Origin of the sequence: Streptomyces sp. NPDC048275 (genome assembly GCF_040652275.1) — a bacterium.
Taxonomy (GTDB): Bacteria; Actinomycetota; Actinomycetes; order Streptomycetales; family Streptomycetaceae; genus Streptomyces.
In genome coordinates, this window is the sequence record NZ_JBEZLR010000042.1 from 37,949 (window position 1) to 52,916 (window position 14,968).

At 68.4% G+C, this 14,968-nt stretch carries 17 protein-coding genes and 1 pseudogene; 9 read left to right on the forward strand and 9 right to left on the reverse strand.

The features are described 5' to 3' along the window. Nucleotides 1–116: 116 nt before the first annotated feature. From AB0D57_RS24280 to AB0D57_RS24295, 4 genes are all read right to left on the reverse strand, one after another. Entirely contained in the window at nt 117–1,592 is a 1,476-nt protein-coding gene (locus AB0D57_RS24280; RefSeq protein ID WP_362076578.1) for a hypothetical protein, read from the reverse strand. Further along, entirely contained in the window at nt 1,567–2,283 is a 717-nt protein-coding gene (locus AB0D57_RS24285) for an aminoglycoside phosphotransferase family protein (protein ID WP_362076581.1), read from the reverse strand. Before AB0D57_RS24285 ends, AB0D57_RS24280 begins: the two co-directional genes overlap by 26 nt. A 207-nt stretch (nt 2,284–2,490) precedes the next feature. Beyond that, the gene (locus AB0D57_RS24290; protein WP_362076584.1) at nt 2,491–2,748 is read right to left on the reverse strand and encodes a DUF397 domain-containing protein; all 258 of its coding nucleotides are present in this window, start codon (nt 2,746–2,748) and stop codon (nt 2,491–2,493) included. Continuing rightward, nucleotides 2,745–3,572: a helix-turn-helix transcriptional regulator gene (locus AB0D57_RS24295; RefSeq protein ID WP_362076587.1), complete on the reverse strand. Its 828-nt coding sequence runs from the start codon at nt 3,570–3,572 to the stop codon at nt 2,745–2,747. Before AB0D57_RS24295 ends, AB0D57_RS24290 begins: the two co-directional genes overlap by 4 nt. A 152-nt stretch (nt 3,573–3,724) precedes the next feature. Between AB0D57_RS24295 and AB0D57_RS24300 the strand changes: the two genes are divergently transcribed. Together AB0D57_RS24300 and AB0D57_RS24305 are read left to right on the forward strand one after the other, a co-directional pair. Then, on the forward strand, nt 3,725–4,321 hold the full coding sequence (locus AB0D57_RS24300) for a hypothetical protein (protein WP_362076590.1): 597 nt from the start codon (nt 3,725–3,727) through the stop codon (nt 4,319–4,321). Nucleotides 4,322–4,400: 79 nt separating this feature from the next. Further along, nucleotides 4,401–4,874, forward strand: a complete 474-nt coding sequence (locus AB0D57_RS24305; RefSeq protein WP_362076593.1) for a hypothetical protein — start codon at nt 4,401–4,403, stop codon at nt 4,872–4,874. A 168-nt stretch (nt 4,875–5,042) separates the two neighbouring features. On the opposite strand, the gene AB0D57_RS24310 is transcribed toward AB0D57_RS24305, so the two are convergent. Continuing rightward, complete coding sequence (locus tag AB0D57_RS24310; protein ID WP_362076600.1) at nt 5,043–6,116, reverse strand: hypothetical protein; 1,074 nt, start codon at nt 6,114–6,116, stop codon at nt 5,043–5,045. Between the two features lie 166 nt (nt 6,117–6,282). Between AB0D57_RS24310 and AB0D57_RS24315 the strand changes: the two are divergent. Further along, a pseudogene (locus AB0D57_RS24315) lies at nt 6,283–6,381 on the forward strand (SAM-dependent methyltransferase); the annotation flags it as partial. A 152-nt stretch (nt 6,382–6,533) separates the two neighbouring features. Here the strand turns inward: AB0D57_RS24315 and AB0D57_RS24320 are convergent. Next, nucleotides 6,534–7,040, reverse strand: a complete 507-nt coding sequence (locus AB0D57_RS24320) for an SMI1/KNR4 family protein (protein ID WP_362076603.1) — start codon at nt 7,038–7,040, stop codon at nt 6,534–6,536. Between the two features lie 215 nt (nt 7,041–7,255). Here AB0D57_RS24320 and AB0D57_RS24325 point away from each other — a divergent pair, with 215 nt between their 5' ends. Further along, a complete protein-coding gene (locus AB0D57_RS24325; protein WP_362076606.1) occupies nt 7,256–7,636 on the forward strand; it encodes a hypothetical protein in 381 nt (126 codons plus the stop codon). Nucleotides 7,637–7,751: 115 nt separating this feature from the next. On the opposite strand, the gene AB0D57_RS24330 is transcribed toward AB0D57_RS24325, so the two are convergent. Then, nucleotides 7,752–8,477, reverse strand: a complete 726-nt coding sequence (locus AB0D57_RS24330) for a YcxB family protein (protein ID WP_362076609.1) — start codon at nt 8,475–8,477, stop codon at nt 7,752–7,754. 152 nt (nt 8,478–8,629) lie between these two features. Here AB0D57_RS24330 and AB0D57_RS24335 point away from each other — a divergent pair, with 152 nt between their 5' ends. The 5 genes from AB0D57_RS24335 to AB0D57_RS24355 all read left to right on the forward strand — a co-directional run bounded on the left by AB0D57_RS24335 (nt 8,630) and on the right by AB0D57_RS24355 (nt 13,320). Next, nucleotides 8,630–9,040, forward strand: coding sequence for an ATP-binding protein (locus AB0D57_RS24335; RefSeq protein ID WP_362076612.1), 411 nt, complete (start codon nt 8,630–8,632; stop codon nt 9,038–9,040). Between the two features lie 131 nt (nt 9,041–9,171). Continuing rightward, the gene (locus tag AB0D57_RS24340) at nt 9,172–10,887 is read left to right on the forward strand and encodes a PHP domain-containing protein (RefSeq protein ID WP_362076615.1); all 1,716 of its coding nucleotides are present in this window, start codon (nt 9,172–9,174) and stop codon (nt 10,885–10,887) included. Then, entirely contained in the window at nt 10,884–11,477 is a 594-nt protein-coding gene (locus tag AB0D57_RS24345; RefSeq protein WP_362076618.1) for a hypothetical protein, read from the forward strand. Before AB0D57_RS24340 ends, AB0D57_RS24345 begins: the two co-directional genes overlap by 4 nt. Nucleotides 11,478–11,548: 71 nt before the next feature. Next, a complete protein-coding gene (locus tag AB0D57_RS24350) occupies nt 11,549–12,583 on the forward strand; it encodes a permease (protein WP_362076621.1) in 1,035 nt (344 codons plus the stop codon). Beyond that, the gene (locus AB0D57_RS24355) at nt 12,580–13,320 is read left to right on the forward strand and encodes a TIGR03943 family protein (protein ID WP_362076624.1); all 741 of its coding nucleotides are present in this window, start codon (nt 12,580–12,582) and stop codon (nt 13,318–13,320) included. The genes AB0D57_RS24350 and AB0D57_RS24355 overlap by 4 nt, the downstream gene beginning before the upstream one ends. A gap of 33 nt (nt 13,321–13,353) precedes the next feature. Here the strand turns inward: AB0D57_RS24355 and AB0D57_RS24360 are convergent, their stop codons facing one another. Beyond that, nucleotides 13,354–14,160: an ABC-2 family transporter protein gene (locus AB0D57_RS24360; RefSeq protein ID WP_362076627.1), complete on the reverse strand. Its 807-nt coding sequence runs from the start codon at nt 14,158–14,160 to the stop codon at nt 13,354–13,356. Between the two features lie 2 nt (nt 14,161–14,162). Further along, nucleotides 14,163–14,966, reverse strand: coding sequence for an ABC-2 family transporter protein (locus AB0D57_RS24365; RefSeq protein WP_362076687.1), 804 nt, complete (start codon nt 14,964–14,966; stop codon nt 14,163–14,165). Nucleotides 14,967–14,968: the final 2 nt, after the last annotated feature.

Genomic DNA, 14,968 nt, shown 5'->3' on the forward strand with positions numbered 1-14,968 from the left:
TCTCGGCTTCGCTCGAACAGGGGGGACCCCCATCGCGTCGCCGTAGTTGCCGTCGGCTGCGAGATGGCGAGCGCGAGCAGGATCGCGGCCCGCGACCGCCATGGTCCTCGGGGCGTTCACCGCTCGGCCGACTGGCGTGCCGGGGGTGGTGAGGGCGAGGGGGCGGGTGCCAGGGACGGGTTCGGGGTGTTGTCCGGAACCGGGCTGCGCAGTTCGTCGGAGAGCAGTCGGTGTGTGCCGTGCCAGGTCGGGGCGGGAGCACGATTGCGGCGGAGGGCCGCGCGGTCGACGGCCTGGAGGGTGGCGTACAGGGCGAAGCCGAGGACGAGCACGGACGCGATGAGAGCGTAGACCGGGGCGTACGCGAGGTCGAACATCGATCGGTGCACGTCGACTTCGGAGGAGTTGACACCGAAGAAGGCGAAGAGGAGTCCGAGCGTCGCCGTCACCGTGGTGACGAAGGTGACGGCGACGACCGTACGGACGCGGCGGCGGTCGGCGGAGCGCTGCTCCGCCGATTGGACCGAGGTGAGTTCGGCGGTGGTGGCGTTGCCGAGGCGGGTCAGGCTCTGGCTGACGGCGGTGGCGTGCTCGGTCACGCCCATCGCCTCGTACAGGGCTGTGTGGTACGCCGTGGGTCGGAGGGAGGGGATGAGCGTCGCCAGGTCGGCGGGGGTCTCCACGCTGTAGCTCAGCTCGAGTTCGAGGTGACCCGTCGCGTCTGTGATGTGCTCAAGGAGCGTACGGCGTTCATGCGGGCGGGCGCCGCCGTCCGGTCGGGTGCGGAAGCGGCGGGTGTACGAATCGGCCTCGACCCGGATCTCCCGCAGCCGGGCAGCGGAGGCGACGGCCTGGACGGCCGAGAGGAAAGCGGTGTTCTCCACGTAGTCCTGATGGCCTGTCAGCAGGCTGACGTAGGGGCCCAGAGCGCCTGTCGTGGTGGGGCGGCGGTTCAGTTCGGCGGGTTGGCAGATGGAGTCGTGATCCGGGCGGGCGGGGAGGTCGGCGCGGTAGATGACGCGCTGGACCGTGTCGGGAGACGGTACGTCCTGTGCTGTGGGTGACGCGCGGAAGACCAGTTGGTGGCGCTCCTGGAGCAGGCCTGGCACGGTGGCACCGATGCGGGCTGCCGCGAACTGCTCAAGTCCCTTGTCTCCACAGGTCACTTCCGCATAGTGGAGGTCCTCGAGGAGCGGAATGCAGTCGATCAAGGAGGCCTGGACGTCGATGGTGAGGGCGAGCAGGATCTGTCCGGACGGCGCCGTGAGATACCAGAGGACGACCGCTTCGGGGTCTGCCTGAGCGGACGCGCTCCAGCGGCGGGCCGTCACCGTGGCCGGGTCGAGCCGCTCCCGGAGCAGTACGCGGGGTAACTGATCGGCGTGCGCGTCGTAGTACGACGCCAGCCGCCCCAGCTTGAGCAGGTCGGAGGGGCGCCGCGGGCCCGTTCCGCTTCCTGGCCGGTCCGGAGCGTACGTCCATGAGGTGGCGTATATCGTCGTCAGGCGGGTGCCGTCGCGGGAGACGTAGGGTGCGAACGGTGCGTCGTAGGGCTCGATCTCTGGCTCAGAGGGCGTGCCAGCGGGCGACAAGGTCCCTCCTCCTCAACGACTCCATGCGCAGGGCGAACTCCCGTGCCGCCGCGGGGTATTCGACGACGTTCTGCATCAGCCAGGTGGTCATTCCGAGCTCGCGGACGGTACGCAGCGTGCGGTAGCCGGGGTCCCGGGTGACGTCCGTGCCGTACGTCTCGACGAACGCGGCGTACTCGGTGGTCGACAGCCCGAAACGGTCCACCGCCGTCGCCGTCGGCAGCAGATCCCACGCTCGCGGCCCCATGGCGACGGCCTCGTAGTCGATCAGCAGCACTTGTTGGCCATGCCGGAGCAGATTGCCTCGGTGCGCGTCACCGTGGACCAGTCCGTACGAGGAGGGGTTCGCGACGACGAGGGTGTGGAACTCGTCCTCCGCGGCCCGGCAGGAATCCGCGAGGAACTCCACGTCGGCTTCCCGTACGCCCTCGGCCTTGCTCAACCGCTCCCGCATGCGAGGGAAGGGGTCGAGTCTCGGAACGTCGAAGTCGGGGTCCGGAAGCGTGTGCAGCCTCCGCAGGAGTACGGCCAGATCCGAGAGTTCCGGTGTCGGCTGACTGGCCGGGATGTACTCCCAGAACGTCACCAACCGGCCCTCGGTAGCTATGGGTTGCGGCAGGTCGTCCCTGGGGCGAACGCCGGGGAATCCCTGCGCCAGCAACCAGCGCGCCGTGGCCAGTTCCTTGTCCACCTTGGCGGTGAGCGAGTCGGAACGGGCGACGCGGAAGACCAGTCCCTGGGTGGTGTCGGCGAACAGTGCGTTCTCGCCGAACCTCAGCAGCTCAAGATCGCCGGGGGGGGGGTGCGCCTATTTCGCCGCATGCCGACTTCACCGCGGCAGCGGCGGCGGCTTCGGTGAACGGCCCCTCATGTGCGGGTGCAGGTTGTTGGGAGTGGCTCATACGCGAGTGGAGTTCCCGACGGCGAACTCCAGGAACTCCGTCCAGGTGGTGGGGGAGAGGGCGAGTTGGGGACCCGTGGTGTTCTTGGAGTCGCGGATGTGGATGGTGGTGGGGCAGGTGGCCATCTCGACGCAGTCGCCGTCGCCGCTGCTGCTGTACGTCGACTTGACCCAGGTGAGGGCGACTTCGACGCAGTCGTCGCCGGAGCTGCCGCTGTAGCTGCTCTTGAACCAGTTCAGTTCCATGGTGCTCATAGCGCTCCTCGCGTCCGCTCCAGCAGGCTCCGGGAGTCATCCGGGGTGAGAGCCTGTGAACGCAGTTTCGCATAGCGCATGTGGAGCACACTGATCGTTTTTGGATTGGAGACGAGCTGGCCACTTTCCTGTCCCTCGCAGTAGCCGAACCACTCGTTCTCCGGGGTCTCCAGTAGCCGGATGGGGCCGTCGAGTCCGGCGTGTACAGCGCACGCCATCGGCATCAACTGGACTTCCACGTTGCGCAGTTCGCTGACCGCCAAGACGTGGTCGATCTGCCCGCGCGTGACCTCCGTGCCGCCGGTACCCCGCTGAATGACGTGCTCCTCGATGATGAAGCTGAACGCCGTGTTGGGCCGCTCGGTAAGCAGTCGCTGACGGTCCTCGCGGGCGGCGAGCTGGGCCTCGATCTGCGAGTCGGTCAGCGCGGGCACCCGCTCGTTGAAGAGGGTGCGTGTGTACCCCTCCGTCTGAAGCAGCCCCGGCACCAGCCGGTTCTCGTACGTGTACAAGCTGATCGCCCGCTCCTCCAGATCCGCCCACTTCCGGAACCAGGAGGCCAACCCGGGTTGCCGAGTCACGTACTTGGCGGCAGCCCGCAACGCCCCGAACGCGTCCAGCGCCTCCTCCGCCCGCTCGATGTACACCCGTGGCGGTAACCGCCTTCCCTGCTCGATCGACGCCACCGTGGAGGGCTGGAACCGGACCAGCGGGGCGAGTTCCTCCTGTGTCAGGCCTGCCCGCTTGCGGAACGCCTTGTGGACCAGGCCGAATGTCTTGAGACTCTCCGACGGCTCGGGCTCGTTCGTGGTGCTGTTGGTCATGCCACCTATGGTTACGCACCGTCACCGGTACTGTCCACGGCGTGAACTCGTACGCGACGCGGCGTACGAGTCGCGTGGCTGGTCGGTCCCCGTGTCGCACGGGACGGGCATGTCATGGGAAGGTCCAGTTCGACGGACAAGGGGTGGAGTGTATGGGGCTTGCCTACAGCTACAAGATCTTTGTGCCTGCCCAGAACGTCGCCAGGGCGCTGCTCGAGCTCACCAAGCTGGCGCCGCCAACCCGTCGAGTGACGCCGCTTACGGTCACCATGCCCGGCGGTGACCGGGTCGTCGTCCCGTTCACGTCCAACTTCAAGAGCGAGCCGGTGGATTGCTCCACAAGCGGCAGGCTTCAACTCGACACCTCAATCATGTTCGGCGTCGACGACGCGGTGCGCGAGTTCTGCGGGGACCGTGACTCCGAACCCGACGAGTTCGGGAGAGTTCGGATTGGGTACGTCTACCTCACGGTGCGGTTCGCGCCCGCGCCACACCCTCGCTTCGCGTCTCTGGAGTTCACCGCAGCTACGTCGGGGATGAGTCGGCTGTTCGAGCGATCCGCAAGCATCAGAGCCGTGTTCACCGGCCTCACCGCCGCCAGTGGCGGAGTGTGCTGTCTACTCGACACCGATAGCGACACCTTCCAAATATGCTGGCTGAACGGTCAGCCGATCCAAGACACGGTTCCCGGCCCTTGCTTCGCCAACTACCGTGATCTTGTGTCAGTTTGGCCCGGCCAAGACCAGTGAGGAACCTGGTGCGCCGTGGTCGACGAGGCGCAGGAGCTTTGGGCTGGCATGTCGTAAGCGGCCAGTAGCCTCAGGCACCATGGGCATTCAGATCGATGTAGTAGTGGGTTACCCGATCAACGATGAGGTGGAGAGGGTGCTCGGGTTGGCCGAGGCGGTCGGCGAGCCCGTCACTGTCACGTTCATGTGGGAGGGGCGTGAAGAGGCCGAACGCGCGGTGTTAGTGCCCGCGGCCACGCTGGCGCTCTGGGAGCATTGGGCCCCCACCGCCTACCCGACGAGTGGCGCTGAGGAAGAGAACCGGGCTGTGGCGGAGGAGCCGGAGCTGGCTCACCCAGCGGAATTTGGTGCGTTCACGCTCTTTCGTCGTCGCGTAGGAGGGCGTACGGCGGTTGCTCGCAAAGGCGTGGTGGTCGCCGAGCTACTGGACCCCGACGAGGCGCACTGGCTCCAGGAGAAGGCCCGCAATGTCCGCCAGGGCTTCATGGATCCGAAGCAGAAGGCGGCGTTCGAGGAGTTCCTCGCCCGGCAGGCATCCCTCGATGTTCAGTGACGCGCCGACCCATGCTTCGTGTGCTTGGCGAGGGCGTCCATCTCGGGGCAGTTGAGTCAGGAGAGTTCACGATGTCAGTGCGTTTTCAAGTCATCCGGAGGCTTGCCGTGGTGAAGAGTGCTTCTGCTGCGACTTCCTGACTGACCCGGCATCCCCGGAGGCGCTGTTTCATGGCTGGTCCGCTACCTCGTCGACATGGCGGCGCCACAGTCCCACTTCGTTGTCCCAGCGGATAGTGACAGTTTTTCCTGCGGGGTCCGGGGCGGCGAGCGCTTCCAGGTCGGCCAGGGTGAGCGCATGCAGTGCTTCGTCGTCGAGCCGGTCGGCGCTCAGTTCGAGGCGTGTGCCCGACTGGGAATCCCGCAGGACGTGGAGGACCGGGCCGGGAGGGGGAGTGTTCGTGGCTCGCTGGTCGCGGTGCAGCAGTCGGCTGATGAGGGAGCGGGCCGCGCCGTAGGCTTCCTCGGCTGCCTTGGTGGCGAGTGCTTGAATGAACGGGACGAGGGCCGTGGTGACGACGGCGGTCACCACGATCGTGGGCGCGTCTCCGCGGAATACGGGTGGGGGCGGCTCGGCATGCTGGAGATCGACGGGAACGGGCTTACCTTGCCTCTCAAGAAGCCTCCGTAACCGGTATCTGACCATGTCCCGGGACCTCGCCGGGTCATCTGCAGAGGCAGCGGCGCGCCGGTACACGGCCTCCGCCTCTTCCAATCTGCCCTGTTCCTCCAGTGCTTCCCCCTGAAGCAGCGCCCAGACGCCGTCCCCGAGTTCGGCGGCCCGCCCATACCAGTGCACCACCGCATCCGTATCCCCCCTCCTGCGGGCCGCCAGGGCCAGGTAACTGGCGGATAGGTCATCTCCGGCTGCGGCAAGTTCACGCAGCAACGCATCTTTGCGGTCTCGGTAGCCGGCCATGTTGGCCAGTCCCCGTCTCCCACTGGCGGCAGTGCGTCGGAACCACTGATCGACCTCGGGCCTGTCGGCGGAGCCATACAGCTTCTGGCCCGCCTCCAGCCACGCCAGACAGATGCGGGCCTCACGGTGCCCGGCACGGGCTGCGGCCGCCAGCCAGTGCAGCGCCTCCTGCGCCCGGTCGTCCACCACCAGCAACGCTCTGCCGAGTCGCCAACTGGCGTACCCGTCACCACGTTCAGCAGCCGCCCGCAGGAGCGTCTCCTCCTGAGCTGAGAGCACTCTTTCCGGCGCAGGATAACTCCACGTCCCATATTCGAGTGTCATGCGCGCGACCCTAATCTCGGTGGGCCGGGGATGCTCCCGGATCTGCGGACGGGGTCCATCTTTCCGGCCGTGCCAGATCCCGATCGGCAACACGAGGACGCATCGGGCGTGACCCACCCTTGCTATTCGAGTGAACGTGCGGGATGGGTTGCGTAGGGTGACGAACGTGGACCCAGCTGACTTCTACACCGGCATCGTCGCAGAGCTCTACGGACCGCTGAAGTCCTTCTCCCAGGACCCCGAGCCCTATGCAGCCTTCATTCAGCCACGACCAACGACACACGACTGCCCGCACGGCCCGCCGCGGGCGTGTGTGGCCACACGTACGGTGCGGATGCTGGTCGCTGGGACTCGTACGACGGCGGCTTCCACACATCGTCCATCAGAGTAAGTTCCCTCCTTTCCGTCACCGGCTGTTCAGGCAGGCTCGAAGCACGGCTCGGGCACGGAATCGGCCACGGAATAGGGCCGGAATCCGGGATCGGTGAGGACCCGGTACAGGAACTCCGTGGCGGTCATCCCGTAACGGTGCCAGTACTCGGAGTCCTTCATCTTGGCGAGGACCAGCCATGTGTCCACCGCGCCATCCGCGACCTGCCAGAAGAACATGTCGCCCGCAGCCGAGGTTCCCCAGGGGATCAGCCCTCCCGTCGTCCCGGACGCATGGATCGGGTAGGGCGCGAACGCGCCGTCCGAAGGGTCGTCGCCCTGCAGCAGAAAGCGCCACATCCTCAGCAGATCCGCCACGCCGGTCTCATCGGCACACAGCACCGACACCGCCTGCGAGAACTCACCGACGCCGAACGCCTGGCACAACTGCTTGTAGTCACTGGGCAGGTCGGTCCCCAGTTCCGCTTCGATCTCTGCCCAGGGCTGCGCGGCGTCCCGCGCCTCACGGCCTGTGGCACGGAGAAGAAGATCCACCCACATAACAAGACCTCGGCTGCTTGTTCACGGATATATCGGCTGGTAGGGAGCGTGAGCCCGGATGCAGGCTTTCGGTTGCAAGTTGGCGAGTCGACGGGCTGCCGTCTGGCGCCTCCTCGTGAAGAATCCGACCATTGGCTGCGGGGGCCCGTGCCCACGGCGGTGCCGGGATCCGATCGAGGCTGGCGCCGGGGGTGCCGGGAGGGGCGAGCATGGGGAGCTGGATCGTGATCGCGCAGTGCCACTACAACGGTGACCACCTCCAGACCGCGATCATCCGTGAGGTGAACGGTACGAAGGAGCAGGCGCTGGGGGAGCTCCGCGCCGTCGTCCATACCTATCGGCCGCGCACGAGGATCATCGAGCAGTGGCGCCGGGTGTACCGCCTGGCTGACGGCGAGTCGTACTTCGTGTTGATCAAGGGGAGGGCGACGCTGTGGCACTGCACGCTGCAGGTCGCGGAGTTGGTCTCGGACTCGGCCGACCAGGGTGAGGTCAGGAGCATGCGGGCGGAGGAGACAGCGGCGGACCTGGCTGTCGAGCCGCAGGACCGGACGCCTCGTTATTGGCAGGACCCTGAGGCGTTCGGCTGATGGCCGGGCGGTGCATCGCGCGGTCGGCTGACGATGCGACGATCAAGAGCTCGACGTCTCACCGTCAACCATGCACGAGCTCGTTCTGGCCGGCGCCGGGCGCCTTTCAAGTTCGTCACACGCGAGCGGTGTGCTGGTCCAGGATGGCCCGCAGCCGGTCGAGGCCACCGGCCTCAAGCACGCCCCGCTTGGGCAGGACATCGAGGCACATGATGTTGGGGTCCCGGCTGAGCAGGACAAAGTGGCCGGCTGTCTCCCGGTAACCCTGGAAGACGGACCAATTCTGGATCAACGTGCTGTGGTCGCTGCGGCAGGTGACCCCGGCCGGAGACACGGTGGCGCGGTACTCGCCCTGCCATCCGGTGATCCGCTGCACTTGGGCGGCCTGTAGCCGCGGGTACCCCCACACCACCAGGAAGACGAACAAGAACAGAACGGTCGAGACCACGTCGATACTCCCGCGGCCCACGGTGCCGATCAGCCATTGACCTACCCACAGTGCGAGGAACACCCCCCGCAGCAGTAGCCCGGTCCGCTTGATCCGCTCGCGGACCCGCAGGCCGACCAGTGTGTCGGCAGACTGGGGCCGATACACCAACTGGACCGCGGTCTGCTCGTCCACGACATCGTCAGAGGTTTCCGCGCTGTTGTTGGTGCCTTCGGCGTTGCGGCCCTCGGCCATGATCCCTCCCCGGTACGAAGATCCGCGGATCTTACCGAACCTCAGTGCCGGGGCGGCGAACGCGTCCAGCACCTCCTGGGTCAAGTCGGTCCGCTCGCGGAAGGCCTTGTGGACCAGGCCGAACGTCTTGAGACTGTCGGTCGGCTCGGGTTCGTTCATGGTGCTGTTGGCCCTATCGTCATGGTTACGCACCGTTACCAGTACTGTCCATGTCGCGAACTCGTACACGGAGCGGCGTACGAGTGGCGTCGCTGGTCGATCCCCGTGCCGCACGGGACCGTTGGGGCATGCAAGGAGAGATCCGGGCCCAAGTGACGGTTACCGTACGTACGTTCACGCAGCTTTTCAGCAGCACGCCGCGAGGGGCCCGGCTCGCGCGACGGCTGGTCGCGAATCGGATGGATGCGTGGGGGTTCGCGTACGGCAGTGAGGTCAGTGAGACCGTGACCCTCGTCGTTGCCGAACTCGCCGCGAACGCCGTGCGATACGGGCGGGTGCGCGGGCGTGATTTCCGCGTACGGCTGGTGTTGCGGGAGGGCGTCGTACGTGTGGAGGTGGCCGACGGGCGGACGGATCGGCTGCCGGTGCTTCAGGGGACACCCGATCCGGTGGACGAGGGCGGGCGCGGGCTCCTGCTCGTCTCGGCGCTCGCCGGGCGGTGGGGAGTCGAGCCGCGTGCGGGTGGGGCCTACAAGGTCGTCTGGGCGGAAATCCGGATGTGACGGGCGGGCGGGGGCAGTTGACCCGTCCAGGTCGCGCGGTGAACATGCGTCGGCCGCTCAGTGTTCATGTTTCGCATCGAATCTCCTTGTGGCATGCGCCCGTAGGGGCGGGGTGGGACTCAGGAGGCGTCATGGGGCACAGTCACAGTCACGGACACGAGCACGGGCATCATCACCACCATCATCACGACAGCACGGGTGCGTCTTTGCCCGCCGCCTTCGACACCTCCGTGCCCGACGAGGCGCTGACCCCCGACCAGCGGTCGCGTCGCTCGCTGCTGCGCCGGGCCGGGCTGCTCGGTGCGGGCCTGGCCGCCGGCAGTGTCCTGGCGCAGGGGGCCACCGCCGCCCCGGCGTACGCCACCACGAGCGGCGGCCGCAAGAAGAACGGCTTCCTCTGGCTGGCCGGTGACCACCACATCCACACCCAGTACAGCAACGACGGCAAGTACCGCGTCGTCGACCAGGTTCGCCAGGGTGCACGGCACGGCATGGACTGGTTGGTCATCACCGACCACGGCAACACCACGCACGCCAAGATCGGCGTGGAGAAGGTCAACCCGGACATCGTCGAGGCGCGCGACGCGTACGAGGACACCCTCGTCTTCCAGGGCCTGGAGTGGAACATCCCGGCCGCCGAGCACGGGACGGTCTTTGTCCACCCCGGCAAGAACGAGGTCTCCGTCCTCAAGCAGTTCGAGACCGACTACGACGGCAGCGTGAAGGGGGCGAGCGACTCGTCGCCCGCCAATGAGGCGCTCGCCATCGCGGGTCTCAACTTCCTCGCGGAGCAGGTCCAGCGGCGGAAGGTCAAGGACGCGCTGATGCTCGCCAACCACCCGGCGCGGCGTGGTGTCGACTCGCCGCACGAGATCCGCGGCTGGCGCGACGCGACCGGCTCGGGCCGCCAGATCGCGGTCGGATTCGAGGGCGCTCCGGGGCACCAGGCGGCAGGTATCGCCGCGCCGCTGGGTATGGGCCGGGCCCGTGGCATCTACGACAACAACCCGAGCGCCAACTCCTTCGCCGGCTACCCGCTGGAGAGCTACCGCACCTGGGGCGGCTTCGACTGGATGACCGCCACGGTCGGTGGCCTGTGGGACAGCCTCCTCGCCGAGGGCAAGCCCTGGTGGATCACCGCCAACTCCGACTCCCACCAGGTGTACACGGACACCGCCGTACGCGGCGGCACGGACGCCGACTACGCCATCAACGGCAAGTACGCAGACCCGGTCTACGGCGGCAAGATCGACCTCACACAGGGCGACTACTGGCCCGGCCAGTACAGCCGTACGCACGTCGGCGCCGACGGATTCTCCTACGCGGCCGTGATGGACGGCATCCGCGCCGGGCGCGTGTGGGTCGACCACGGGCAGCTCATCAGCGGTCTCGACGCGCGGGTGGCGGGCGGCAGCCGCTGGGCCACGCTCGGCGGGGCGCTGCACGTCAAGAAGGGCACGAAGGTCACGCTGACGGTCGACCTGGGACTGGCGGGCGGCACCAACTGGGCCGGTTTCGTACCGAAGTTGGCGCGCGTCGACGTCATCCAGGGCGAGGTGACGGGCGCGGCCTCGGACCGGGACACGCTCACCGCTCCCACCGCGAAGGTCGTGAGGTCGTACGAGGTGAACAAGTCCAGCGGCACCGTGCGCCTCACGTACGAACTCGGTGCGGTCGACCGCCCGGTGTACGTCCGGCTGCGCGGCACCGACGGCAACCGCTCCGCCGTCGGCCTCAACGGCTCCGCGGTCGACCCGGCGGGCCCGGCCGTGGACGTCGTCGGAGACGCGGACCCGTGGAAGGACCTGTGGTTCTACTCCAACCCGGTGTGGGTCCTGCCGTCGTGACCGAGCGGTACACCGAGCGGTACGTCGTCGGAGTCGACACCGGCCACGCGGGAACCCTGCAGGCGGCAGACCGTCTGCTACGCGGGCTTGCTGTCGAACTTGGCTTGGGTGACGGCGTGTTGGGCTGCACGCACCTTGTGCGGGACGGGCGGCGGCCGCATACGGCGCTGTCCTTCGCCGTGACGTCGGAGCGTGCGGCCCGCTCGGCCTGGCAGCGGCTGGCCGAGAGAGAGTTCGGCGCCGCTCTCGGCGCCGATCGCCACGGGCCCGCCGAGCTCGCGGCCGGTGCCGCCCAGGCCGCCGCCGAGCACACCGCACGCACCGGCGGCCGGGCCGTCCTGTACGGCGGGGTCGAGGCGCTCACCGGGACGGTGACCGTCGCCCGGCTGCTGGCCGACTCCGCGGTGGACCGGATCGCCGTACTCGGCGCACCCGGCAGCCCTGAGCCCGAGCTGCGGTTGGTCACACGTGACCACGTACGCCCCGAGTGGCGCGACGGGCAGCTGGTCCTGGCGGCGATGCCGGCCGCGGGCGGGACGCTGGTCCCGTTCGAGGTGCCGGACCCGACGCCGTGCTGCGCCGACCACTGAGGCGACAGCGGACAGTCGAGAGCTGCCGCACCCGCTATCTTCGACGTGATCATCCGACAGTCGGAGCATGCATGCAGAAAACAGAGGCAGCCGCCGAGGAGGCGGAAGCGGGCGTCGCGGTCCCCGCGGGGGCCGACGACGTCCCCGTACGCGACTGGCCCCGGTTCTGGCCGCTCCTGCTGGGAGCGGCCGTCCTCTCCGGGCCGGTGCTCTTCGTCGTCAGCCGGTGGATGGACCAACCGGCCATGCAGGCCTGGCGGACCGTCTGTCTCGCCATCACCATCCAGGCGGTGCCCTTCCTGCTGCTCGGCACGGCCCTGTCCGGCGCGATCAACGCGTTCGTGCCGGCACGGGTGTTCAGCCGGATGCTGCCCCGGCGGCCCGTGCTCGCCGTCCCGGTCGCGGGAGTCGCCGGGGTCGTCCTGCCCGGCTGCGAATGCGCGTCGGTGCCGGTCGCGAACAGCCTGATCAGCCGCGGCGTCACCCCGGCCGCCGCCTTCGCGTTCCTGCTGTCGGCCCCCGCCGTCAACCCGATCGTGCTGACCGCCACGGCCGTCGCCTTCCCCGGCAGCCCCGCCATGGTCCTGGCCCGGCTGCTCGCCTCGCTCGCCACCGCCGCCCTGATGGGCTGGCTGTGGCTCTGGCTGGGCCGCGAGGAGTGGCTGCGGCCGGCCGTGCGACACACCGGGCACCGGCCGGGGCACAGCCGCTGGAACGAGTTCCGGCGCGGCTTCCAGCACGACTTCCTGCACGCGGGCGGCTTCCTGGTCCTCGGCGCCATGGCCGCGGCCACCTTCAACGTGGCGGTCCCGCGCTCCGTACTCGACGCGTTCTCCGGCTCGCCCTGGCTGTCGGTGCTCTTCCTGGCGGCGCTCGCCATCCTCCTCGCGGTGTGCTCCGAGGCCGACGCGTTCGTGGCCGCCTCGCTGACCGGCTTCTCGCCGACCGCGCGGCTGGCGTTCATGGTGGTCGGCCCCATGGTCGACCTGAAGCTGATCGCCCTCCAGGCGGGCACCTTCGGACGGGCCTTCGCCGTCCGCTTCTCCACCGCGACCGCCGTCGTCGCGGTCGTCTGCAGCGTGCTGATCGGAGGGATCCTGCTGTGAAACGCCATGCCCAGATACTCCTGCTCGTCCTGAGCGGCCTCGGCCTGCTGCACGCCTCGCTCTTCACCGACCTGTGCCTCAGGTACGTCAAGGAGGGGATGCGTCCGATACTGATCGCGTCGGGGGTGCTGCTGCTCCTGCTGGGACTGGCGGACGCGATGCTGCACCCGAGACAGGACGGAGGCGATGAGCATGAGGGCCGTGACGGCCACGGTCACGATCACTCCACCGCGCCCCGTGTCTCCTGGCTGCTGTTCCTCCCCGCGCTGAGTCTGCTCTTCTACGCCCCGCCCGCCCTCGGCGCGTACACCGCCTCCCGTGAGGCTCCCAAGGCGGTCGTGGAGCAGGAACACTTCGACCCGCTGCCCACGACCTCGCCGGTTCTCCTCACCCTCACCGAGTTCACCAGCCGCGTTCAGCAGGACCGCGAGCAGGCCATCAAGGGACGCAGTGTCCAGATGACCGGCTTCGTCACGCCGGACAAAGAGGGCGACGGCTGGTACCTGACCCGGATCATGTTCAACTGCTGTGCGGCGGACGCCCAGTCCGTCAAGGTACGGGTCTACGGGCCCCCTGCTCTGTCCGCCGACACCTGGGTGACCATCACGGGAGCCTGGCACCCCGGCGGAACCCTCGGTACGAGCTCCGCCCCGGCCGCCCTCGACGCCCGTACCGTCAAGAAGGTCGACCGGCCGGTGAACGGATACACGGACGCCCTCCCGCTCATCCCTTCCTGACACACCGATCCGGGGTGTCCCGCCGTCATTCCGTCACCCGTTCACCCCCGTGTAGTGCCGCAGGCTCCAGCGCCACAGCAGCCGGGAGCCCAGATACGCGAGCAGCCCCACCAGCGGCGAGGCCGCCGCCAGCCAGTACGGCACCCCGGAGTCGCCCCCGTGGCCGGTCAGCACCGCGGCCGGGAAGTACGCGACGAACGCCAGCGGCAGCCCGAACGTGAGGAAGCCGCCGACCGCGCGCGGCAGCACGTTGAGCGGGTAGCTGCCGAACGTGCCGAGCAGTTCCTCCAGCCAGCGGCCCCAGTAGTCGGCGGCCGGAAAGCGGAGGGAGGCGCAGGCCACCGCGGTGAACAGGGCCGCCTCCAGGAGCATGCCGCCCAGCACGCACACGACGAGGTACGTGATCCGGCCCGCGTTCCAGTCCAGGTGGCTGCGAGTGAGCGCGCCCGCCATCAGACCCGCGGCCACCGTCAGGTCCCCGATCGCGTTCGTGGGGAAGAAGGACAGCTGGAGCTGCCGGTAGACGGGCATCGGGCGCACCAAATACGTGTCGATGACGCCCTCTTGGATGTGCCGGGCCAGACCGTGCACCCGGCCCAGGAAGAGCACGAACAGGCCGTGCGCCAGCATGCGCGTCGCGGCGATCAGCAGGACGTCCTCGCTCGCCCAGCCGCCCATCCCGGTGAACCGGGTGAGCAGCACGGTCGCGAACACGATCACCGAGACCTGCCAGATCGCACCGATCGCGATCATCATCAGAAACTCGGAGCGATACTCCAGCTGGGCACGGAAGTTGAGGCGCGTGATGCGCCACACGATCCGAAAGGACTCCAGCGACATGGTCAACCTCCCTGCGAGATCACGCGCCGGGCGGCGCGCCGCCACAGCAGCCGGGTGAACAGGGCGAGCACCACCACCCAGGCGGCCTGCAGGGCGAGTTCGGGGCCCGCGTCGGACACCGGGATCCGGCCCACGTACAGCGACAGCGGCACGCTCAGCGTCGCCTGGAACGGCAGAAAGCGGCTGAGCGTGATGAACCAGTCCGGGAAGAACCACAGCGGCGCGTACACGCCGGACAGCAGGTTCTGCGCGAAGATCAGGATCAGCATCGCGGCGCCGTTGCGGAGCGTCCAGAAACACAGTTGGTCGATGACGAGCATCACGTAGTACAAGACCCACTGGCCGAGCAGCACGCTCACCGCGAACACCCCAGCGGCAGCTGCCGATTTGGGGGGATCGACGACTCCGACGGCCAGGCAGACCGCGTATCCGGCGAGCGCCCACACGAACCCGTACACCTGCTCGCCGAACGCCCGCAGCGCGTAGTAGCGCTGCGGGGGCAGCGGGCGCAGATACCAGTACACGATGGTGCCGAAGTGCATGTGCTGCTGGACGGTGTCCCGGCCGGAGTACTGGTCCAACTCCCGGATGCGGGTGGCCAGTACGGCGAGCACGGCGTACGTGACCGCCTGGTCGCGGGTGAGTCCGGCGGTGGTGCCGGTCTGCGCGTACAGTCCGCGCCACAGCGACGCCACCAGCACCACCTGCACGGTGAGGCGGAGCAGCGCGGCGGTCATCCGGGGCGGGGTGTGCAGCTCGCCGAGCGGGGTGACCCGGGCGGCCCGCCAGCCGCTCGGGAGGGACAGGC